The sequence below is a fragment of the Paraburkholderia sp. BL6669N2 genome, assembly GCF_003387275.1.
Lineage (GTDB): Bacteria > Pseudomonadota > Gammaproteobacteria > Burkholderiales > Burkholderiaceae > Paraburkholderia.
The window spans coordinates 1689316-1708073 of the sequence record NZ_QUNA01000001.1 but is presented as its reverse complement, the minus strand read 5'-3'; the positions used below and the strand labels follow the sequence as shown (position 1 = coordinate 1708073).

16 protein-coding genes are annotated in these 18758 nt (G+C 65.5%); 8 read left to right on the top strand and 8 right to left on the bottom strand.

Going from position 1 to position 18758, the window contains the following annotated elements:
• Positions 1 to 205 precede the first annotated feature (205 nt).
• Complete coding sequence (locus B0G80_RS07855) at positions 206 to 1846, bottom strand: DEAD/DEAH box helicase (protein ID WP_116117608.1); 1641 nt, start codon at positions 1844 to 1846, stop codon at positions 206 to 208.
• Positions 1847 to 2379: 533 nt separating this feature from the next.
• Positions 2380 to 2649, bottom strand: coding sequence for an acyl-CoA-binding protein (locus tag B0G80_RS07850; protein ID WP_116117607.1), 270 nt, complete (start codon positions 2647 to 2649; stop codon positions 2380 to 2382).
• A gap of 399 nt (positions 2650 to 3048) precedes the next feature.
• On the opposite strand from B0G80_RS07850, the gene tsaB reads away from it, so the two are divergent.
• The 4 genes from tsaB to B0G80_RS07830 are packed head-to-tail and all read left to right on the top strand — an operon-like array spanning position 3049 to position 6584.
• Positions 3049 to 3870: a tRNA (adenosine(37)-N6)-threonylcarbamoyltransferase complex dimerization subunit type 1 TsaB gene (tsaB, locus tag B0G80_RS07845; RefSeq protein WP_116117606.1), complete on the top strand. Its 822-nt coding sequence runs from the start codon at positions 3049 to 3051 to the stop codon at positions 3868 to 3870.
• Positions 3867 to 4361 carry a ribosomal protein S18-alanine N-acetyltransferase gene (gene rimI, locus B0G80_RS07840; RefSeq protein ID WP_012433475.1) on the top strand — a complete coding sequence of 165 codons (495 nt, stop codon included), beginning with the start codon at positions 3867 to 3869 and terminating at the stop codon, positions 4359 to 4361. The genes tsaB and rimI overlap by 4 nt, the downstream gene beginning before the upstream one ends.
• Positions 4348 to 5562 carry a uracil-DNA glycosylase family protein gene (locus B0G80_RS07835; RefSeq protein WP_116117605.1) on the top strand — a complete coding sequence of 405 codons (1215 nt, stop codon included), beginning with the start codon at positions 4348 to 4350 and terminating at the stop codon, positions 5560 to 5562. The genes rimI and B0G80_RS07835 overlap by 14 nt, the downstream gene beginning before the upstream one ends.
• Entirely contained in the window at positions 5559 to 6584 is a 1026-nt protein-coding gene (locus B0G80_RS07830; protein WP_116119571.1) for a DUF1853 family protein, read from the top strand. The genes B0G80_RS07835 and B0G80_RS07830 overlap by 4 nt, the downstream gene beginning before the upstream one ends.
• Positions 6585 to 6591: 7 nt before the next feature.
• Here the strand turns inward: B0G80_RS07830 and thiD are convergent, their stop codons facing one another.
• Together thiD and lplT are read right to left on the bottom strand one after the other, a co-directional pair.
• Positions 6592 to 7398: a bifunctional hydroxymethylpyrimidine kinase/phosphomethylpyrimidine kinase gene (thiD, locus tag B0G80_RS07825; protein ID WP_116117604.1), complete on the bottom strand. Its 807-nt coding sequence runs from the start codon at positions 7396 to 7398 to the stop codon at positions 6592 to 6594.
• Between the two features lie 59 nt (positions 7399 to 7457).
• A complete protein-coding gene (gene lplT / locus B0G80_RS07820) occupies positions 7458 to 8765 on the bottom strand; it encodes a lysophospholipid transporter LplT (RefSeq protein ID WP_106279598.1) in 1308 nt (435 codons plus the stop codon).
• A gap of 221 nt (positions 8766 to 8986) precedes the next feature.
• On the opposite strand from lplT, the gene alr reads away from it, so the two are divergent.
• The 3 genes from alr to B0G80_RS07805 all read left to right on the top strand — a co-directional run bounded on the left by alr (position 8987) and on the right by B0G80_RS07805 (position 11958).
• Positions 8987 to 10057, top strand: a complete 1071-nt coding sequence (gene alr / locus B0G80_RS07815) for an alanine racemase (protein WP_106279600.1) — start codon at positions 8987 to 8989, stop codon at positions 10055 to 10057.
• Positions 10058 to 10159: 102 nt separating this feature from the next.
• Positions 10160 to 11536 (top strand): DNA repair protein RadA, encoded by a 1377-nt coding sequence (gene radA, locus B0G80_RS07810; protein WP_116117603.1) that lies wholly within the window; start codon positions 10160 to 10162, stop codon positions 11534 to 11536.
• A gap of 143 nt (positions 11537 to 11679) precedes the next feature.
• The gene (locus tag B0G80_RS07805; RefSeq protein WP_116117602.1) at positions 11680 to 11958 is read left to right on the top strand and encodes a DUF2866 domain-containing protein; all 279 of its coding nucleotides are present in this window, start codon (positions 11680 to 11682) and stop codon (positions 11956 to 11958) included.
• Positions 11959 to 12166: 208 nt separating this feature from the next.
• Here B0G80_RS07805 and B0G80_RS07800 read toward each other — a convergent pair whose 3' ends face one another.
• Positions 12167 to 13468 (bottom strand): CaiB/BaiF CoA-transferase family protein, encoded by a 1302-nt coding sequence (locus B0G80_RS07800; protein ID WP_258878859.1) that lies wholly within the window; start codon positions 13466 to 13468, stop codon positions 12167 to 12169.
• Positions 13443 to 15395 carry an ATP-binding cassette domain-containing protein gene (locus B0G80_RS07795; protein WP_116117601.1) on the bottom strand — a complete coding sequence of 651 codons (1953 nt, stop codon included), beginning with the start codon at positions 15393 to 15395 and terminating at the stop codon, positions 13443 to 13445. Before B0G80_RS07795 ends, B0G80_RS07800 begins: the two co-directional genes overlap by 26 nt.
• A gap of 134 nt (positions 15396 to 15529) precedes the next feature.
• On the opposite strand from B0G80_RS07795, the gene B0G80_RS07790 reads away from it, so the two are divergent.
• Positions 15530 to 16009 (top strand): glutathione peroxidase, encoded by a 480-nt coding sequence (locus B0G80_RS07790; protein WP_106279607.1) that lies wholly within the window; start codon positions 15530 to 15532, stop codon positions 16007 to 16009.
• Between the two features lie 11 nt (positions 16010 to 16020).
• On the opposite strand, the gene cls is transcribed toward B0G80_RS07790, so the two are convergent.
• Positions 16021 to 17472 carry a cardiolipin synthase gene (gene cls / locus B0G80_RS07785; RefSeq protein WP_106279609.1) on the bottom strand — a complete coding sequence of 484 codons (1452 nt, stop codon included), beginning with the start codon at positions 17470 to 17472 and terminating at the stop codon, positions 16021 to 16023.
• Positions 17473 to 17860: 388 nt separating this feature from the next.
• The gene (gene prmB / locus B0G80_RS07780) at positions 17861 to 18745 is read right to left on the bottom strand and encodes a 50S ribosomal protein L3 N(5)-glutamine methyltransferase (RefSeq protein ID WP_116117600.1); all 885 of its coding nucleotides are present in this window, start codon (positions 18743 to 18745) and stop codon (positions 17861 to 17863) included.
• Between the last annotated feature and the right edge of the window lie 13 nt (positions 18746 to 18758).

Below are 18758 nucleotides of genomic sequence, written 5' to 3'. Positions count from 1 at the left end.
TACGACGCAAAAAAATTTTCCACATCGTGAAATTTGGGGTGCGCCGACTGACGGGCGAAAAAAAACCGGCGCCTGAGCACCGGTTTCTTCCGACTGACGAACGGCGAGAAGCCGTCCGGGTCTTTTTTCAAGCTGACTGCTGACAGTACCGGATGAGCGCCGCAACGGGCCGAAGCCTTGATGCAGAGTACGCCCGTCTCAGTACTTAGCTGCCGCGACGCGCCGTGCGCGGGCCGTCGCTGCGGCGTGCGCCGTAGCCGCCGTCGCGCGAACCGCCGTAGCCTTCACGCGAACCGCCGCCGAAGCCGCCTTCGCGCGAGCCGCCGCCAGCCGACTTACCGGCCCAGCCGCCGCCGGTGCCGCTACCGCTGCGCGCACCGCCGCCGTTACCGGCCGGCTTGCCCGAACCGCTGCCGAAGCGACGGCCACCGCCGTTGCCACCGCCCGGACGGCCGCGGCCGCCAAAGCCCGGACGGCCGTTGCCCGACGGAGCCGACTTGCGCGGCTCGAAACCTTCGACGACGCTGACCGGCAGCGGGGTACGCACGAAACGCTCGATGCGCTTGAGCGCGCCTTGCTCGGCGTGGTGCACGAGGCTCACCGCGATGCCCGAGCGGCCAGCACGGCCGGTACGGCCGATACGGTGCACGTAGTCTTCAGCGAACTTCGGCAGGTCGTAGTTGAACACGTGCGTGATGCCCGGGATGTCGATGCCACGAGCGGCGACGTCCGTTGCCACCAGTACGCGGACACGGCGCTCGCGCAGTGCCTTGATCGTGCGGTTACGCGCGCCTTGCGGCAGATCGCCGTGCAAAGCTGCCGATTCGAAACCGGCATCGGCCAGACGACCTGCAAGCTGGTCGGCGTCCATCTTGGTTGCCATGAACACGATAGCCTGGTCGAGGCCCTCGTCGCGCAGCAGATGGTCGAGCAGACGATCCTTGTGATCGCGGTCATCCACGTAATGGACGGTTTGCGCGATGTTCGTGCGCTGTTCCAGGCGCTGAACGATCTCGATACGCTCCGGATCCTTCAGCAGGCGACCCGTCAGCGAGCTGATCTTGCCGTCGAGCGTGGCCGAGAACAACATGGTTTGACGCGAAGCCGGCGTAGCGGCGACGATCGTTTCGATGTCTTCGATGAAGCCCATGTCGAGCATGCGGTCGGCTTCGTCGAGCACGAGGATCTGCAGTTGCGACAGATCGATACGGCCGCGTTCCAGGTGGTCGATCAGACGGCCCGGCGTGGCAACCAGGATTTCCGGGTTCTTGGCCAGCAGCATCAGCTGTTGACCATAAGCGACGCCGCCCAGAATGCTGACGGTGCGCAGACGCTTCAGGTGCTTGCCGTACGTGGCGGCGGCGGTGGTGACCTGCATGGCGAGTTCGCGGGTCGGCGTCAGAACCAGCATGGTCGGACGGGCAACCGGTTGCGGACGACGCGTGCGGGCGCCGTCAGCCGGACGCGGTTCGCGCGGCTGGCTGGCTTGTGCTTTTTGCAGTTGCGAGAAACGTTCGATGGCGGGCAGCATGAACGCGGCGGTCTTGCCCGAACCGGTCGGGCTCGAGACCATCAGATCGCGGCCGGCGATGCCAGCCGGGATTGCGCGTTGCTGAACCGGAGTCGGGTTTTGATAGCCAGCGGCGGTCAGCGCGGAGACGACATCCGCGGAGAGACCGAGCGACGCGAACGACGGGCCGGTCGGCACTGCGGCTTCTGCTGCGACGGCTTCCGGAGCGACAGCAACGGCTGCGGCTTGTGCGGGTGCTGCGTCACGGCTTTCGAGACCGAGGGCTTGATCGGCGATGGCGTTCAACGGGCTGCTGGGGGTATTGCTCGAAGTCATGAGAATCCTTGGTAAATCCTTGGTACACACGGAATTAAAACGTCGGCGCCAATCGGCATACCCAAGTCGTCGGATTCAGCGAGCAAAGAAGCAGCGAGCAAATCGAAAAACGGGGGCAGCTCGCGGCAATGAAGGCGAGCTTTTCGTTAGAAGCTGTATCGGATGCGACATGCCAACACGGCGTGCCGCCAGCCTGGGACATGATCGCCCCGGAGGGGCTAGGCAGGAGGGGACAGGTTCTAAACTGGATTGGAGCTAAACGCTACGAGGCGCTGCGCCGCAAAGGCCGCTAGAGGAAAGCCGGGCAAAGCAGTGAAGCGCAGGCAGCATTGTATAGCCTTTTGCTGCACTGCGCCACTATTAGGAATTTTCCTGGCGGAAAAGTTTGTGCCGGGGTGCTGTTCGGGCAGATCGTCAGGCGGCTGCGCCGGCCGGCTATCGTCGTGCCGGCGCGGTTCAGGGCGATTCGCCGTTGGCCGGGGGCGGAGCAGGCAATCGTTCGCGTGAAGTCGCCTGGCATCGATCGGGACCAGTCAGGCCGACGCGCCGCTCTTGAGTGATTCGACGAGCGCGACGTATTGCTGCTTCGCGGCGTCTTGCGCGGTGCCTTTGAGCGCGGCCCACGCGTCGTACTTGTATTTGCCGACGATGTCGGTAAAGCCCGGCTTGTCGCCCTGAACGTCGCCGCGGGTGGCCTGTTTGTAGAGCGCGTAGAGGCGCAGCAGCGTGAGATTGCCCGGACGCTCAGGCAGTTGCTGGACGTCTTCGTGGGCTTGGGTGAACTGGGTGTCGATGTCGGTCATTGTCGTTTGCCCGCCAGGCGGGATCGGGATTGAACTCGGCTGACGATCATAACAACTGGATGCCCCGGCAGGGGCCGAGGGCTCACTCCAAACACCGGCCGGCGATCCGGCGCAAGACGGACAGGCTCGTGCGTGAGGCGAAGCCGGGTTGGCGCAAACCGGGCCGCTGCTGGGCACAAGCCATATGCGCCTCCCGCGAGGTAAACCGCTTTCGCGCGACCCAAACCACTTGGCGCGCGGCAAATCATCTTCGCGCGACCCAAACGACTTGGCGCGAGGCAAACCACTTCGCGCGACCCAAGCCAACCTCGCGCGCGGGCAGCCACCTTTGCGCGACCCGAGCACCTCGGCACATGCCAAACCACATTTGCGCGCGCCGTGCCGATTACAATACGGTCCATGACTCAAACTGTGCTCCTCGCCCTCGATACCTCGACCGAATTCTGCTCGGTAGCGCTTCTGTCCGCCGCCGGCAACGCGGCCGGCGCGACGCCTGAAGAGGCTCGCGCCGAACCGCAACTGTGGGTGCGCCACGAGCAAACCGGCGCGGTTTCCAGCACGCGCCTGCTCCCCGCCATCCGCGAACTTTTCGACGAAGCCGGCCTGACACTGGCGGACTGCGACGCCATCGCCTTCGGTTCCGGTCCCGGCTCGTTCACCGGGTTGCGTACGGCAACCGGTGTCGCCCAAGGCCTCGCGTTTGGCCTGAATCTGCCGGTCGTGCCGGTCAGCACGCTGCTCGCCTGTGCCGAGAGCGCCCGCCTGCGCGATCCGTCGGCGACGCGCGTGCTCGCCGCGCTCGACGCCCGCATGGACGAAATTTATTGGGCCGATTACGCGTGGGACGACGCGCAAGGTGAATGGCGCACGCTGCAGGCGGCTTCGCTCGATGCGCCGGACAGGCTCGTTTTGCCCGACGTCGCCTTCACGCTGGCGGGCAATGCCGCCGCGGCGTTCGGCGCGCGACTACCCGCGGTCGCCGCGGCGCGCAGCGTCGACAGTGAAGCGTTGCCGCATGCCGTGCCGCTCGCGCACGCCGCGCTGCGTGCGTTGCGGGCGGGCCGCACGGTGCCGGCCGACCAGGCCGCGCCGGAATACGTGCGCGACAAGGTCGCCCAGACCACCGCCGAGCGGGTCGCCGAGAAAGCTGAAAAAGCCGCCAGGGCCGAGCAGGCCGCCCGACTCGCGCACGACACAGCGCAAGGCGAGGGCCGGCGATGAGTGGCGTGTTGCTCGCGGACCGCTACATGTCGCCGATGACTGAAGGCGATCTGGACGAAGTCGCCGCCATCGAAAAAATCGCATATGAGTTTCCCTGGAGCCGGGGCAATTTTGGCGACTCGCTGCGCAACGGCTATTTCGGCGTCTGTCTGCGCCATGTCACGGGCACCCTGATCGGCTATTGCGTGCTGATGCCGGTCGTCGACGAAATGCATCTGCTCAATCTGTGCGTGACGCCGGCGGCGCAAGGCGCCGGCGCCGGGCTCGCGCTGCTGCGCGAAGCCGTGCGCATTACCCGCGCTGAAAAACTCGAGGGGCTGTTGCTGGAAGTGCGGCCGTCGAATCATCGGGCGATCCGGCTTTATGAGCGCTTCGGCTTCGCTTCGATCGGCCGGCGCAAAAACTATTATCCGGCGCGGCATCGCAGCCGGGAGGACGCCATCGTGATGCGTTTCTCGTTTGCCACGGAGGGCGCAGATGGCGCTGCATGAATCGGTTCTGGAAGAGTTCGGACTCACGCCGTTGTGGGTACGTCGGGGCATGGCGGCGGAGCAGCAGCCGGTTGCTGAGCCGCAGGCGCAAGCCGCGGCCGTGGTCGGGCAGCGCGCGGCTGTGCCGGATGCGCGTCGTGATGATGCGCGTGGGGCGTCGCCAGGGCTGCCGCCCGTTGCTCCCACGCAGGAAACCTCGCAGCCCGCGGTGCGCGCCGCCGACGTTCAGCAAGCCAACGTCCCGCCGGCGCCAGGCGAACGCGGCACGTCCGGACGTCCGGATCAGGCATCATCCGCGGCCGGGGCACGCGAACGGTTCGCTGATCGCCAGCCGACCGCTGAAACACGCTCAGGCGAGTCGCCGCGTTCCATGCAGAGCGGTGCGCAAGCCGAATCTCAAAGGCTGCCTTCACAAGACCCGATGCAAGGCCGGATGCAAGCGTCGGTCGAGGCAAGCCAGCCGCAAGCACCGCAGTCGGCACGGCCCCAGCAACCCCGCAGCCCCGAGCCGCCGGCATTCGACGCGCCGCCCGACGACGATTTCGCCTGGTTCGACGATCTGCCGACCCAAGCTCCCGCGGACGCACGCCACGAAGCCCCTGCGGCGCCGGCAATCCACACGCTCGACTGGGACGCGCTAAGCGAGCGCGTCGCGGCCTGCCAGCTTTGCCGTCTGTGCGAGAAGCGCACGAACACGGTGTTCGGCGTCGGCGATCGCGGCGCCGACTGGATGCTGATCGGCGAAGCGCCGGGTGAGAACGAGGATCGTCTGGGCGAACCGTTCGTCGGCCAGGCCGGCAAGCTGCTCGACAACATGCTGCGTTCGCTGACGCTCGCGCGCGACACCAACGTCTATATCGCCAACGTGATCAAGTGCCGGCCGCCCGGCAACCGTAATCCCGAAGCGGACGAAGTCGCGCGTTGCGAGCCGTATCTGCAACGTCAGGTCGCGCTGGTCAAGCCGAAGCTGATCGTCGCGCTCGGCCGCTTCGCGGCGCAGAGTTTGCTGAAGACCGAGGCGAGCATTTCGTCGCTGCGCGGCCGCGTGCACGAATACGAAGGCGTGCCTGTGATCGTCACCTATCACCCGGCGTATCTGTTGCGCAGCCTGCCCGATAAGGCGAAAGCCTGGGCCGACCTGTGCCTCGCGCGCGACACGTGGCGGGCGGCCGGCGGCACACCGTCGAACGCGTCGAAGTGACGGCCAGCGAGGGTCCGGCGCTCGGTTCCGCCACGACGCCCGGCATCGATGCCGCGAGCCGCGATGCGCTGCTCGACACCTTGCGCGACGCCGCCGTGCGTGATCTCGCCTGGCTGCTGCTGAGCGCCGATCTGTTGCGCCCGCAACCACCGGTCGGCGCGCTGGCGAATCCCTTCGACACGCTGCAGGAAGCACAGGCGACCCTCGACTGGCTGCGCGCGCTCGACGCCGCGCCTGAACCCCTGCATCAAGAACTCGCGGCGACGCGCATCACGCGCCTCGGCCGCTACGCCGAAGGGCTGGTCGGCTGGTTCCTGCAGCATGGGCCGGCGGCGCGGCTGGTGGCGGCGGGCGTGCCGCTACGGCGCGGGGGCGTCACACTCGGCGAATGCGATTTTCTGGTGCAGACGCGGCAGGGCACGCGGCTTCATTGGGAGCTGGCCGTGAAGTGCTATCTGCATGCCGGCGATGGGCGCGCGCAGTTATCCTCTCGGTTATCCGCGCAGTTATCCGACTACGTCGGCCCGAATCTGAAAGACCGCTTCGATCTGAAACTCGCGCATGTGCTGAATCATCAATTGCCGTTGAGCGCGCGTGAGGAGTTCGCCTCGGTCGGCTACGCGGGTCCGTGGACGCCGCAGATGTTCATCAAAGGTTGGCTGTTTTATCGGCATGGCGAAACGTCCGTCGACCCGGTCGAACTTGATCCGGCACATGGTCGCGGCTGGTGGGTGACGCGCAGTGATTGGCCGGCGTTCGCGGCGGCGCATGCGGAGAAATGGCGGACATTGCCGCGGTTGGAGTGGCTGGCGCCGCGACGCCATGCGCTTCTTGAGGTGCGGACCGCGAACCTCGCATTCGTCGATGCCAAGACGCTCGCCGGGCAAACGTTGCATCAGCACGGACCGGCGATGGTGGGCGCGTTCGTCGAGGACAGCGTAGGCAATCTGATCGAGCGCTCGCGCGGCTTTATCGTGCCCGACGAGTGGCCCGAGTTGGCGCGACACTACGCGCGGCAGTAGCGGCGCTTCACCACCACCGATAAAAATGATGCACCGGCCCCACGCCACCGCCGACGTCGAGCCGATCGCTCGCCTGCAGCGCGCCGGTCAAATACTGCTTGGCATCGGCGACGGCGCTCGCGAGATCGCCTCGCTGCGGAATCAGCGCCGCAATCGCCGATGACAGCGTGCAGCCCGTCCCATGCGTATTCTTCACCGGCACTCGCGGGCCGCCTAAACGAAGCGTGCCGCTTTCCTGCACCAGCCAGTCCGGACTATCCGTGGCGCTCAAATGGCCGCCCTTCATCAGCACCGCGCGTGCGCCGAGCGAGCGCAGCGCTTCGCCTTGCTCGACCATGCCGGCTTCGTCGGTCGCGGCTTGCACGCCGAGCAGCGCGGCCGCTTCCGGCAGATTGGGCGTCAGCAGATCGGCGAGCGGCAGCAATTCATCGCGCACCGCCGCGACCGCGTCCGGCAGCAGCAGCGCGTGGTTGCTCTTCGAAATCATCACCGTGTCGAGCACGATGTGCTTCGGTTTGTGACGGCGCAATGCATCGGCGACCGCGCGCGCGATCGGCGCGTTCGCCAGCATGCCGATCTTCACGGCGTCGATGCGGATGTCGTCGAACACCGCATCGAGTTGCGCGGTAATGAAGCCGGGGTCCAGCGCGTGAATCGCGGTGACGCCGCGCGTGTTTTGCGCGGTGAGCGCGGTGATCACGCTCGCGCCGTACGCGCCGAGTGCCGAGAAAGCCTTGAGGTCGGCTTGAATGCCGGCGCCGCCGCCGGAATCGGAACCGGCGATCGTCAGCACATTGGGAATCGGTTGAGTCATGGCAAAGCGAGGAAGGAGGAAGGCGCGGGCCGCGACGTGAGCGGACGACCCGCCGCGAATCAGTGCTTGACTTCGCCGATCAGCGCGACTGAGTCGAACGCGCGCTGGTTGGCCTGGTGGCGCCGCATCACGAACCACATCATCACGCAGACGAAGGTGCCGAATAGCACGATCACCGCCGTGACCGGCACGTCGAGCCACACGAGCACGGCGTAGAGGCACAGCATGACGAGCACGGAGAGGTTTTCGTTGAAGTTCTGCACGGCGATCGAGTGACCGGCCGACAGCAGCACGTGCCCGCGATGCTGGAGCAGCGCGTTCATCGGCACGACGAAAAAGCCCGACAGGCCGCCGACGATCATCAGGAAAATATACGCGACGATCAGATAGCCCGGTAAGTGCACGCGGCCGAAATAAATGCCCCAGTGGGCAGGGAACAGGTCGCGCGTATAGAACGCCATCAGCATCACGGCAATGCCCATCATGATGCCGACCGGCAACACCGACAACGACTTCTTCAATGGCACTCGCGAGGCCGCGAAGATCGCGCCGGCCGCCACGCCCACGGCCACCACTGCCTGCAGAATGGCCGCTTCGGACAGCGACATGTTCAACGACACCTCAGCCCACTTCAGCACGATGAATTGCAGCGTCGCGCCCGCGCCCCAGAACAGCGTGGTCACGGCGAGCGAAATCTGGCCGAGCTTGTCACGCCACAGCACGAGGAAACAGTCGGCGAAATCGGTGACGAGTTTGATCGGGCCGCGTTCCTGTTTCGGATAGCGCGCGCCGGTGTCGGGAATGCGCAGATTGAACAGCGCCGCGATAACGTAGATGGCCATGATGACCAGCATCGCGGCTTCGGCGGGCGTGTTGACGGACGGTATGTGGTGCCGCAGGATCGGCGCGGCAATGTGCGGGCTGATGAGCGCCCCGCCGAGCACCGTGCCGAGAATGATCGAGCCGACGGTCGTGCCTTCGATCCAGCCGTTCGCCGCGACCAGCCGGTCAGGCGGCAACAGCTCGGTGAGAATGCCGTATTTGGCGGGCGAGTAGGCCGCCGCGCCGAAGCCGACGATTCCATACGCGAGCAGCGGATGCGCGCCCACCAGCATCGTGATGCAACCGACGACCTTGATGGTATTGGTGATGAACATCACGCGTCCTTTCGGACGGGAATCGGCGAAGGCGCCCACGAACGCGGCGAGAACGACGTACGACAGCACAAAGAACAGCTTGAGCAGCGGCGTCATCCAGTTCGGGGCGTGAAGATCTTTCAGCAGTGCGATAGCAGCGATCAGAAGCGCATTGTCGGCCAGCGACGAAAAAAACTGCGCGGCCATGATGGTGTAAAAACCTTTTTTCATCTGATGCGATGCTGTCCTCGCTGCGGTCTGTCCGCCCCGGCCGCTGGTTGAGCGTCCGGGCTTATGCCGTTCGTCGAAATGGGTTGTGCGCACGGCTTTATATCATGAAAATAGATGCATTCGGACTAGCAGAATCCTTGATCGCACCGCCCAGCGGGCTACGGAGCGCTGAAAACGCACTGTAAGCCGCTGATTCGCAAGCGTCTTTACGAAAATATCCCATGCCGCGCCCGCTCTCAGCCACGATTCACACCTCCGCTCTCGCCAATAATCTCGCCGTTGCCCGGCGCTATGCACCGAAATCCAAAATCTGGGCCGTCGTCAAGGCCAACGCATACGGGCACGGCCTTGCGCGCGTTTTTCCGGGCCTGCGCGCAACCGACGGCTTTGGGTTGCTGGACCTCGAAGAAGCCGTGAAGTTGCGTGAATTGGGTTGGGCCGGCCCAATTCTTCTGCTCGAAGGCTTTTTTCGTCCGACCGATATCGACGTAATCGACCGCTACAGCCTGACCACCGCGCTGCATTCGGACGAACAGTTGCGCATGCTCGAAATGGCGCGCCTGTCCAAACCGGTCAATATCCAGTTGAAGATGAACACCGGCATGAATCGCCTCGGTTACACGCCGGAGAAATTCCGCGCCGCCTGGGAACGGGCGCGCGCTGCCCAGGGCGTCGGTCAGATCACGTTGATGACCCATTTCTCGGACGCCGACGGCGATCGCGGCGTGGACTATCAGGTGCAGGCGTTCGAGCGCGGCGCGCAAGGCATTGCCGGCGCGCGCAGCCTCGCCAATTCGGCGGCCACGCTGTGGCATCCTGCCACGCATTTCGACTGGGTGCGCCCGGGCATCATCATGTACGGCGCATCGCCGTCCGGCGTCACGGCGGCGATCGAAGGCACCGGCCTGCAGCCCGCCATGACGCTCGCCTCGGAACTGATCGCCGTGCAGACACTTGCCGAAGGCCATACGGTCGGCTACGGCTCGTCTTTCAAGGCGCGCGGGTCGATGCGCATCGGCGTGGTGGCGTGCGGCTACGCGGACGGCTATCCGCGCGTCGCGCCGGAAGGCACGCCGGTGATCGTCGACGGCGTGCGCACGCGGGTCGTCGGGCGCGTCTCGATGGACATGCTCACCGTCGACCTGACGCCGGTGCCGACCGCCAACGTCGGCTCGCGCGTCGAGCTGTGGGGCACCTCGCTGCCGATCGACGACGTCGCGCAGGCGTGCGGCACCATCGGCTATGAGTTGATGTGCGCGGTGGCGCCGCGCGTGCCGGTGCGGGCGGAGTAAGGCACGCAAACCCGGCACGCAAACCAGGCACGCAACCCGGCGCGCGCCCGGCCCCGCAGCAAGCGTTTCAATCCCAAAGAACAGCAACACAGGCAATAACGCGTGGCAAAACCCAAAACGTTGTACATCTGCAGTGAATGCGGCGGGCAATCGCCGAAATGGGCCGGGCAGTGCCCGTCGTGCAATGCATGGAACACGCTGGTCGAGTCGGTGGCGGAGGCGCCGTCCACGCACCGCTTCCAGTCGCTCGCGAAGAGCGCGCCCGTGCGCCGTCTTGCCGATATCGATGCATCCGACGTGCCGCGCTTTTCCACCGGCGTGAGCGAGTTCGACCGCGTGCTCGGCGGCGGGCTGGTGCCGGGCGGCGTGGTGCTGATCGGCGGCGATCCGGGCATCGGCAAATCGACGCTGTTGCTGCAATCGCTCGCGGAAATCGCCGCCGACAAACGCGCGCTCTATATCAGCGGCGAAGAGTCGGCCGCGCAGATTGCGTTGCGCGCGCAACGGCTTTCGTTGCTGGAGCCCGGCTCGAAGGCGAGCGAGCTACAATTGCTGGCGGAAATCCAGCTCGAAAAAATTCAGGCGACGATCGCCGAGCAGCGGCCCGATGTCGCGGTGATCGACTCGATCCAGACGGTCTATTCCGACGCGCTGACATCCGCACCGGGCTCGGTCGCCCAGGTGCGCGAGTGCGCGGCGCAACTCACGCGCATTGCCAAGCAGTCGGGCACCACCATCATCATGGTCGGCCACGTGACCAAGGAAGGCGCGCTGGCCGGGCCGCGTGTGCTCGAGCACATCGTCGACACGGTGCTGTACTTCGAAGGCGACACGCATTCCTCCTATCGTCTGGTGCGCGCGATCAAGAACCGCTTCGGCGCGGTCAACGAACTCGGCGTGTTCGCCATGACCGAGCGCGGCTTGCGCGGCGTGGCCAATCCGTCAGCGCTGTTTCTGTCGCAGCACGAACAGTCGGTGCCGGGTTCCTGCGTGCTGGTGACGCAGGAGGGCACGCGGCCGCTGCTGGTCGAAGTGCAGGCCCTCGTGGACTCGGCCAACGCGCCGAACCCGCGGCGCCTCGCCGTCGGCCTGGAGCAGAACCGGCTCGCGATGCTGCTGGCGGTGCTGCACCGGCATGCCGGCATCGCGTGTTTCGATCAGGACGTGTTCCTGAACGCCGTGGGCGGCGTGAAGATCACCGAGCCCGCCGCCGACCTGGCCGTGCTGCTCGCGATTCACTCGTCCATGCGCAACAAGCCGCTGCCCAAGGGGCTGGTGGTGTTCGGGGAAGTGGGCCTCGCTGGCGAGATCCGGCCGTCGCCGCGCGGTCAGGAGCGTCTGAAGGAAGCCGCCAAGCTGGGCTTTTCGGTTGCGGTGATTCCCAAGGCCAATGCGCCGAAACAGCCGATCGAAGGCTTACAGGTCGTTGCGGTCGAACGGATCGAACAGGCAATCGACCGGATCCGCACGCTTGAATAGACCGGGGTTCGGGCGCCTGGCGGCGCCCGACGTTCTGTAATGACCGGTAAATATCTCCATATTGGCTGTAACCTACCCGACATTCCTTTTTCCTAAGCTGCAAGGGTATGCATCCCTTCTGATGCCCGAAAAAGGATCGCGCCTTGAAACAGTCATATGAAACCGTAGCCGAACAGCCGATACAGGTGCGCGGCTGCCGCGTCTCCGCGCCCATTCGCCAGCCATGGGGCGGCGCTTGCCGGATCGTCGAGTGGATCGACACCGAAGGGCAGATTTCCCGGCGGGTGGTGGCCGAAGATGCCACGGCCGCCGAAGTCCGCGCGACGATCAATCGTCATGTGGAAGGCCGCAAGCACGTGCTGTACGACGACGAAAAGACGCCGCGTCAGACTTTGCCGCGGCAGGCGGTAGCGCGGCGCTGAGGGCTTGCGCGGCGCGGATCTGCGGGTGCGGGGGTGATGATCGGTTTTGTGCCCCGGTTGCCGGTCGTGCCACTTGAGGCCAATGCCGCAAACGGTGCGACGAAGCCAACGCCGCTAACGCGGCTAGTGAGGCCGATCAGCCTAACGGAGCGAACGCGCTCCGTATCAAGCGCCGTGTTATCGACGAGCCTAGGCTGGCCCGCGCGCGCTACCTGATCAACCTGTCTTCCTCGTCGGCACCGTCTGCGCTCGCCGCCTCGTAAGCCTGTGGATTGAACAGCGGATGGCGCGCGGCTTCCGCTGCCGTCAGCACCGGCGAGACGCAGCAGTCGAGCGACTCCAGTAGCAAAACCCATTCTTCCAGCGGACGCTTGCCGATCACCTCGGCGAGTTCTTGCGTGAGCGCGGCGGCGTCCGGGCCGCCGATCGCCTGGCCGAGACTCCAATGGCGCGTGGCCCATTCAGGCCGGTCGAGCGCCATGCAGAGCGTTTCCCAGAACTTCAGTTCGAGCGCGCCGACCGCGAGCCAGCGGTTATCGAGCGTGCGGTACAGGTTGTAGCAAGGCACGCCGCCGTTCAGCAGGCCGGCGCCGGCGGCAGGTGCCGCACCATCGTTGGTGAGCGCGACCTGCGCCACCACGTTGTGCGCGTAGGTGACGTGCGTCATGGAGACATCGACGAAGCGGCCTTCGCCGCCGCGCGACACATGCCATAGCGCCGCGAGAATCTGCGTGACCGCGCTGAGGGCGCCGCCGAGCAGGTCGGCAATCTGGAAATTTGGCAGGATCGGGGCGCCGTCACGGCCCGCCAGTTGATCGAGCACGCCCGCGTAGCCGATGTAGTTCAGATCATGGCCGGCATGGTCGACGAACGGACCGCTCGCGCCGTATCCGCTGACTGCGCAGTAAACCAGCCGGGGATTGAGCGCGCGCAGTGTTTCGTAGCCGAGGCCCAGCCGCTCCATCACACCCGGCCGGAAACTCTCGATCAGGACGTCGGCTTCGGCGGCGAGCGCGCACAGCACGTTGCGTCCCGCCTCGGACTTGAGGTCAAGGCGCGTTTCGCGCTTGCCGCGATTCACGAGCCGGTAAAACGCGCCGGGCCGCCCAGCCACGCGATCGCTCGACGACTGCATCATCGTGCGAGTGGGATCGCCCGCGCCGGGCGCTTCGATCTTCAGCACGTCGGCGCCCAGTTCGGCGAGCCGCAACGCGGCAACCGGGCCCGGCAGCAGGCGCGTGAGGTCGAGCACGCGCAAGCCCTGTAACGCGGGCGGCGCGGAGGCGGCCGGCGAAGTGGCCGAACCCGCTGCCCGTGGAGTGGCCGAAGACTTGGCCGAAGCGGCAGTCGAAGCGGCAGCCGAAGACGCAGCCGAAGCCGCCGCCGACGCCCCACCCGACGCCCCAGGCGTTGAGACGGATGAATTCCCGGATGACAAAGCCAAGCTCCCGTCGATGCCGGCGCGGACCTGAAACAGCGTGCCGTCAGCCGATTTGTTCGAGTTCCTCATGAGTCTCGAGCCATTCGGCTTCGAGCGCTTCGAGGCGCGCGTTCACATCTGCCTGACGGCGGATCGCCTCCGTCAGTTTGCTTTTCTGCTCGGGCTCGTAACTTGCCGGGTCGACGACGAACGCATCGAGCGTCGCCTTCTCCGCGTTGAGCGCGTCCATTTCCTTTTCGATCTTCGTGATCCGGCTTTGCAGCGGCTTTTTCAGATGCGCAAGCTTCTGGCGCGTTTCCGCCTCGAGGCGTCGCTGTTCCTTGCGGTTCACGCCGTTATCAGCGCTGTCGCCGCCATTGCCGCCGCTCGCCGCTGCATTCGCCTTGAGCGCCGCGCGCTGTTCGGCTGCGTGTTGAAGCAGCCAGTCGCGGTAGTCGTCGAGATCGCCGTCGAATTCCTGCAAACGATGCTTCGCGACCAGCATGAACTGGTCCGTCGTGGCGCGCAGCAGATGCCGGTCGTGCGACACGAGGATCAGCGTGCCTTCGAACTGCGCGAGCGCCATGGTCAGCGCGTGACGCGTTTCGAGATCCAGATGGTTGGTCGGTTCGTCGAGCAGCAGCAGGTTCGGCTTTTGCCAGATGATCGGCGCGAGCGCGAGGCGGGCTTTTTCGCCGCCGGAGAAAGGCGCGATCTTCGAGGTCGCCATCTCGCCGGAAAAATTGAAGCTGCCGAGGAAGTCGCGCAATTCCTGTTCGCGCGTGTCCGGTGCCAGACGTGCGAGGTGCTGCAACGGCGTGTCGTCCGGGCGCAGCGTTTCGAGCTGATGCTGCGCGAAGTAGCCGATGCGCAGCCCCTTGCCTTCGCGCACGTGGCCGCCGAGCGCCTCGAGCGTGCCCGCCAGCGTCTTGATCAGCGTGGACTTGCCTTGGCCGTTCGCGCCGAGCAGCCCGATGCGCTGACCATTCTGGATCGACAGCATGACGTGATCGACGATGGGAATCTCGACCGCGGGCTCGCCTTCGCTGCGGTAGCCGCAGCGCACGTCTTCCATCACCATCATCGGGTTCGGCGCGGAATCGGGCGTGCGGAATTCGAACGTGAATGGCGAGGACGCATGCGCCGGCGCGATCAGCTCCATCTTTTCCAGCGCCTTGACACGGCTCTGCGCCTGGCGCGCCTTGGTGGCCTGCGCCTTGAAGCGATTGATGTAGCTCTGCAAATGCTCGACCGTGCGCTGCTGCTTTTCGTACGCACTCTGCTGCAACGCGATCTGCTGCGCGCGCAGCACTTCGAATTGCGAGTAGTTGCCGCCGTAGCGCTTGATCTGCTGCTGTTCCAGATGCAGCGTCACATTGCAGACCGAATCGAGGAATTCGCGGTCGTGCGAGATCACGATCAGCGTGCCCGGATAACGGGCCAGCCAGTCTTCCAGCCAGACGATCGCGTCGAGATCCAGGTGGTTGGTCGGTTCGTCGAGCAGCAGCAGATCGGAGCGGCACATCAGCGCCTGAGCCAGATTCAGGCGCATGCGCCAGCCGCCCGAGAAACTGCTGACGGGCTCGCGAGTCTGGTCGAGCGTGAAGCCGAGGCCGAGCAGCAGGGCTTCGGCGCGCGCCGGCGCGGTGTAGCCGTCGGCGTCGGCGAACGCGGCGTGCGCTTCGCCTTCGGCCGCGCCGTCATGCGCCGCGGAGGCGGCGGCAATCGCCGCTTCGATCGCGCGCAAGGCGGCGTCGCCGTCCAGCGTGTAGGCGAGGGCGGTCTTGTCCGCGGCGGGCGTTTCCTGCGCGACGTGGGCGATCTGCCAGTTCGGCGGGATCGAAAAATCGCCGCCGTCAGCGTGCAGTTCGCCGAGCAGCACGGCGAACAGCGTCGACTTGCCCGCGCCGTTCGCCCCCACCAGGCCGGCCTTCTCGCCAGGGTTGAGGGTGAACGTGGTGTTGTCGAAGAGCGGCTTGGTGCCGCGCGCGAGGCTGAACTGGTTAAAGCGGATCACGAAGAGGCCGGCTGAAGAAAACCGCTATTTTAGACTGCCGGGCCCGACACCGGGCGCTCAACCGGGATCGGCCATTCGGCCGACTGTGCCGGCGAGACTTTTGGCATAGACTGACGGCTTTCACGGGGGAGCATATGACATCGATTTATTCGTTTTCGGCACGCACGTTGGGCGGCGAGGAAGTCAGCCTTGGGCAGTACGAAGGCAAGGTTTTGCTGATCGTCAACACGGCGAGCGAATGCGGGTTCACGCCGCAGTACGCGGGCTTGCAGAATCTGTACGACACCTACGCCGCACGCGGACTCACGGTGCTCGGGTTTCCCTGCAACCAGTTCGGCAAGCAGGAGCCGGGCGACGCCGCGCAGATCGGCAGCTTCTGCGAAAAGAATTACGGCGTCACGTTCCCGATGTTCGACAAGGTCGACGTGAACGGTGCGAACGCACATCCGCTGTTCAGTTATCTGACGGGCGAGGCGCCGGGACTGCTCGGCCTGGAAGCGATCAAGTGGAATTTCACCAAGTTCCTGATCGGCCGCGACGGCAACGTGGTGAAACGCTACGCGCCGCTGACGAAGCCCGAGGCGATCACCGAAGACATCGAAAAGCTGCTGTGAGGCGGAGGCCGCTACAGGATCGGCGAAAAGAGACGCGCCACATGCATTAACACGCGTTTCAAAGCGGTTGCCTTGCGGTATTCGTTGCGGTCGATTTCGCGCGATTCGGCGAAGTCGGCCAGCAGCATCGTTTCGACCTCTTTGGCGAAGGCGCGGTCCACGGTCAGTACCATGATCTCGAAGTTCAGCCGGAACGAGCGGTTGTCGAGATTCGCGCTGCCGATTGCCGCGGCCACGCTGTCGATCAGCACGACCTTCTGATGCAGGAAGCCCGGCTGGTAGCGGAAGATCCGGATCCCCGCGCGCAACGAGTCGTACGCATAGAGTTTCGAGGCGGCAAACACGACCAGGTGATCGCGCCGGCTCGGAATCAGAATGCGCACGTCCACACCGCGCAGCGCCGCGAGCCGCAACGCCGCGAACACGGATTCGTCGGGGATCAGGTAGGGCGAGGTGATCCAGACCCGTTCGCGCGCCGCGTTGATCGCTTCGACGAAAAAGAGCGAGCAGGTCTCCTGCTTGTCCGCGGGACCGCTTGGCACGACGAGGCAGTGCATGCCTTGCCCCGCTGCGGGGTCGGCGACCGGAAAGGGCGGCAGGTCGAACTCGGGCAACTGCTGCGTGGCCCAATGCCAGTCTTCCGTGAACACGAACTGGATGCTGGCGACCGCCGGCCCGCGCACCTCGATATGGGTGTCGCGCCACGGCGAGAGCGGCGGCTTGCCGCCGAGATATTCAACCCCCACGTTATGTCCGCCGACAAACGCGCGTTCGCCATCCACCGAAACGATCTTGCGGTGATTGCGGAAGTTCAGTTGCAGGCGGTTGACGAAGCGGCGATTGGTGGCGAACGGATGCGTCTCCACACCGCCCGCGCGCAGCGCCGCCACATAGCGGTGCGGCAGATCGAAGCTGCCGATGCTGTCGTACAGGAAGTAGACGCGCACGCCTTGTTGCGCTTTCGCGATCAGCGCGTCTTTGAGCATCTCGCCGAGCGCATCGTCGCGCACGATGAAGAACTGCACGATCACGTAGCGGCGCGCGTGCTCGATAGCGTCGAAGATCGCCTCGAAGGTCGCCGCGCCGTTCACCAGCGTGCGCACCGAGTTGCCAGGCAGAAACGGCATGCCGCCGAGGCGCGTGAGCGAATGCACGAGCCGGCCGCCGAGTTCCAGCGTCGGCAGTCCCGCTGACGAAGCACGCGTGTCCCATTCCGGCGGATGCGCGCGCGTGCGCAGCAGTTCGTTTTCGACGCGGCGCGCGTCCGCGTAGCCGGCGAACTTGCTGCGGCCGAGGAACAGATACGGCACCAGCGTCAGATAAGGCATCGCGACCAGCGACACGGCCCACGCAATCGCGCCTTGCGAAGTGCGCGTGTTGAGAATCGCGTGACATGCCGCGGCCACACCGAGAATGTGGCAGAGGGCGACCAGCGTGCCGATGTGAAGCAGGTCGAATTGCATAGGCGGCGTTGGGTTGGCGAAGCGCTGCCTGGGCCGGCTCGATGAGCGCCGGGCAGCTGACCGCGCCCATCTTACCGAACGCGCGTGCGTTGGGGGGAATGGTCGAGCCACGGTCAGGCTTGGAGGGCGAGTGCGCGAATGCGCTGTGGTCGACGTGGCAAAAGATTTTTTGCGTGTGCCTGGCCGGAAGCGCGCGAGTTGGGCTTTGGGGAGCTTGGTCGAGTTTTCGCCTCAAAGGGAGCGCTCGTGAGGGTGGCCTCACGGGGACCGCGACACTCTGGGATCGGGCGCGATTGCGAACGCCCGGAAAAGCGGCTTCGCCCAGACGCAGTGCGCACGGCAAGACAACCCCGCTGCGCGCACCGCATCCCGAAGAAGCGATAAGACCTCAAACCGGCAAATCAGCCGCCTGGATGAGGAACACGTTGTCGTCGCCGGCACTGGTCGAGAGCCAGACGAGATCGAGGCCGCCGAACGCCGCTTCCGCGTGCTGCCGCTCGTTGCCGATTTCGACGACCAGCACGCCTTCGTCGGTCAGCCAGTTGCGCGCCTCGGCAATGATCCGGCGCACGATGTCCATGCCGTCGACGCCGCCCGCCAGCGCCATGTCCGGCTCATGCTTGTATTCGGCCGGCAGATTCTGCATCGACGCCGCGTTCACGTACGGCGGGTTGCTGATGATCACATCGTAGCGGCGCTCCGCGAGCGGCGCGTACAGATCGCCTTCGAACAGGGCGACGCGGTCGTCTAGCTTGTAGTCCGTGACGTTGCGCGCGGCGACTTCCAGCGCGGGCGCCGACAGATCCACGGCGTCGATATCCGCATTCGGGAACGCGTGGGCGGCGAGAATCGCGAGGCAGCCGGAACCTGTGCACAACTCCAGCACGGCGCTCACCTGCTCGGGGTCTTCCACGTAGGGCTGCAAACCATCCTGCAGCAGTTCGCCGATGAACGAACGCGGCACGATCACGCGCTCGTCCACGTGGAAGCGGAAGCCGTGCATCCAGGCTTCCTGCGTGATGTAGGCGGCCGGCACGCGTTCGGTGGCGCGGCGCTCGATCACGTTCAGCACGGCGTCGATTTCAGCCGCGGTCAAGCGCGCGTCGAGGAACGGGTCCAGTAGATCGAGCGGCAGATGCAGCGTGTGCAGGACCAGATAAACGGCTTCGTCGTAGGCATTGGCCGAGCCGTGGCCGAACGAGAGTTCGGCCTGGTTGAAGCGCGAGACCGCGAAACGCAGCAGGTCGCGAACGGTGGAAAACGGGAGCGTCATCGCAATAGTCCTT

Bases quoted from the DNA above. Each gene is read 5' to 3' on its own strand.
- B0G80_RS07855 (WP_116117608.1), bottom strand. From the start codon at position 1,846: ATGACTTCGAGCAATACCCCCAGCAGCCCGTTGAACGCCATCGCCGAT.
- B0G80_RS07850 (WP_116117607.1), bottom strand. From the start codon at position 2,649: ATGACCGACATCGACACCCAGTTCACCCAAGCCCACGAAGACGTCCAG.
- tsaB (WP_116117606.1), top strand. From the start codon at position 3,049: ATGACTCAAACTGTGCTCCTCGCCCTCGATACCTCGACCGAATTCTGC.
- rimI (WP_012433475.1), top strand. From the start codon at position 3,867: ATGAGTGGCGTGTTGCTCGCGGACCGCTACATGTCGCCGATGACTGAA.
- B0G80_RS07835 (WP_116117605.1), top strand. From the start codon at position 4,348: ATGGCGCTGCATGAATCGGTTCTGGAAGAGTTCGGACTCACGCCGTTG.
- thiD (WP_116117604.1), bottom strand. From the start codon at position 7,398: ATGACTCAACCGATTCCCAATGTGCTGACGATCGCCGGTTCCGATTCC.
- lplT (WP_106279598.1), bottom strand. From the start codon at position 8,765: ATGAAAAAAGGTTTTTACACCATCATGGCCGCGCAGTTTTTTTCGTCG.
- alr (WP_106279600.1), top strand. From the start codon at position 8,987: ATGCCGCGCCCGCTCTCAGCCACGATTCACACCTCCGCTCTCGCCAAT.
- B0G80_RS07800 (WP_258878859.1), bottom strand. From the start codon at position 13,468: ATGAGGAACTCGAACAAATCGGCTGACGGCACGCTGTTTCAGGTCCGC.
- B0G80_RS07790 (WP_106279607.1), top strand. From the start codon at position 15,530: ATGACATCGATTTATTCGTTTTCGGCACGCACGTTGGGCGGCGAGGAA.
- cls (WP_106279609.1), bottom strand. From the start codon at position 17,472: ATGCAATTCGACCTGCTTCACATCGGCACGCTGGTCGCCCTCTGCCAC.
- prmB (WP_116117600.1), bottom strand. From the start codon at position 18,745: ATGACGCTCCCGTTTTCCACCGTTCGCGACCTGCTGCGTTTCGCGGTC.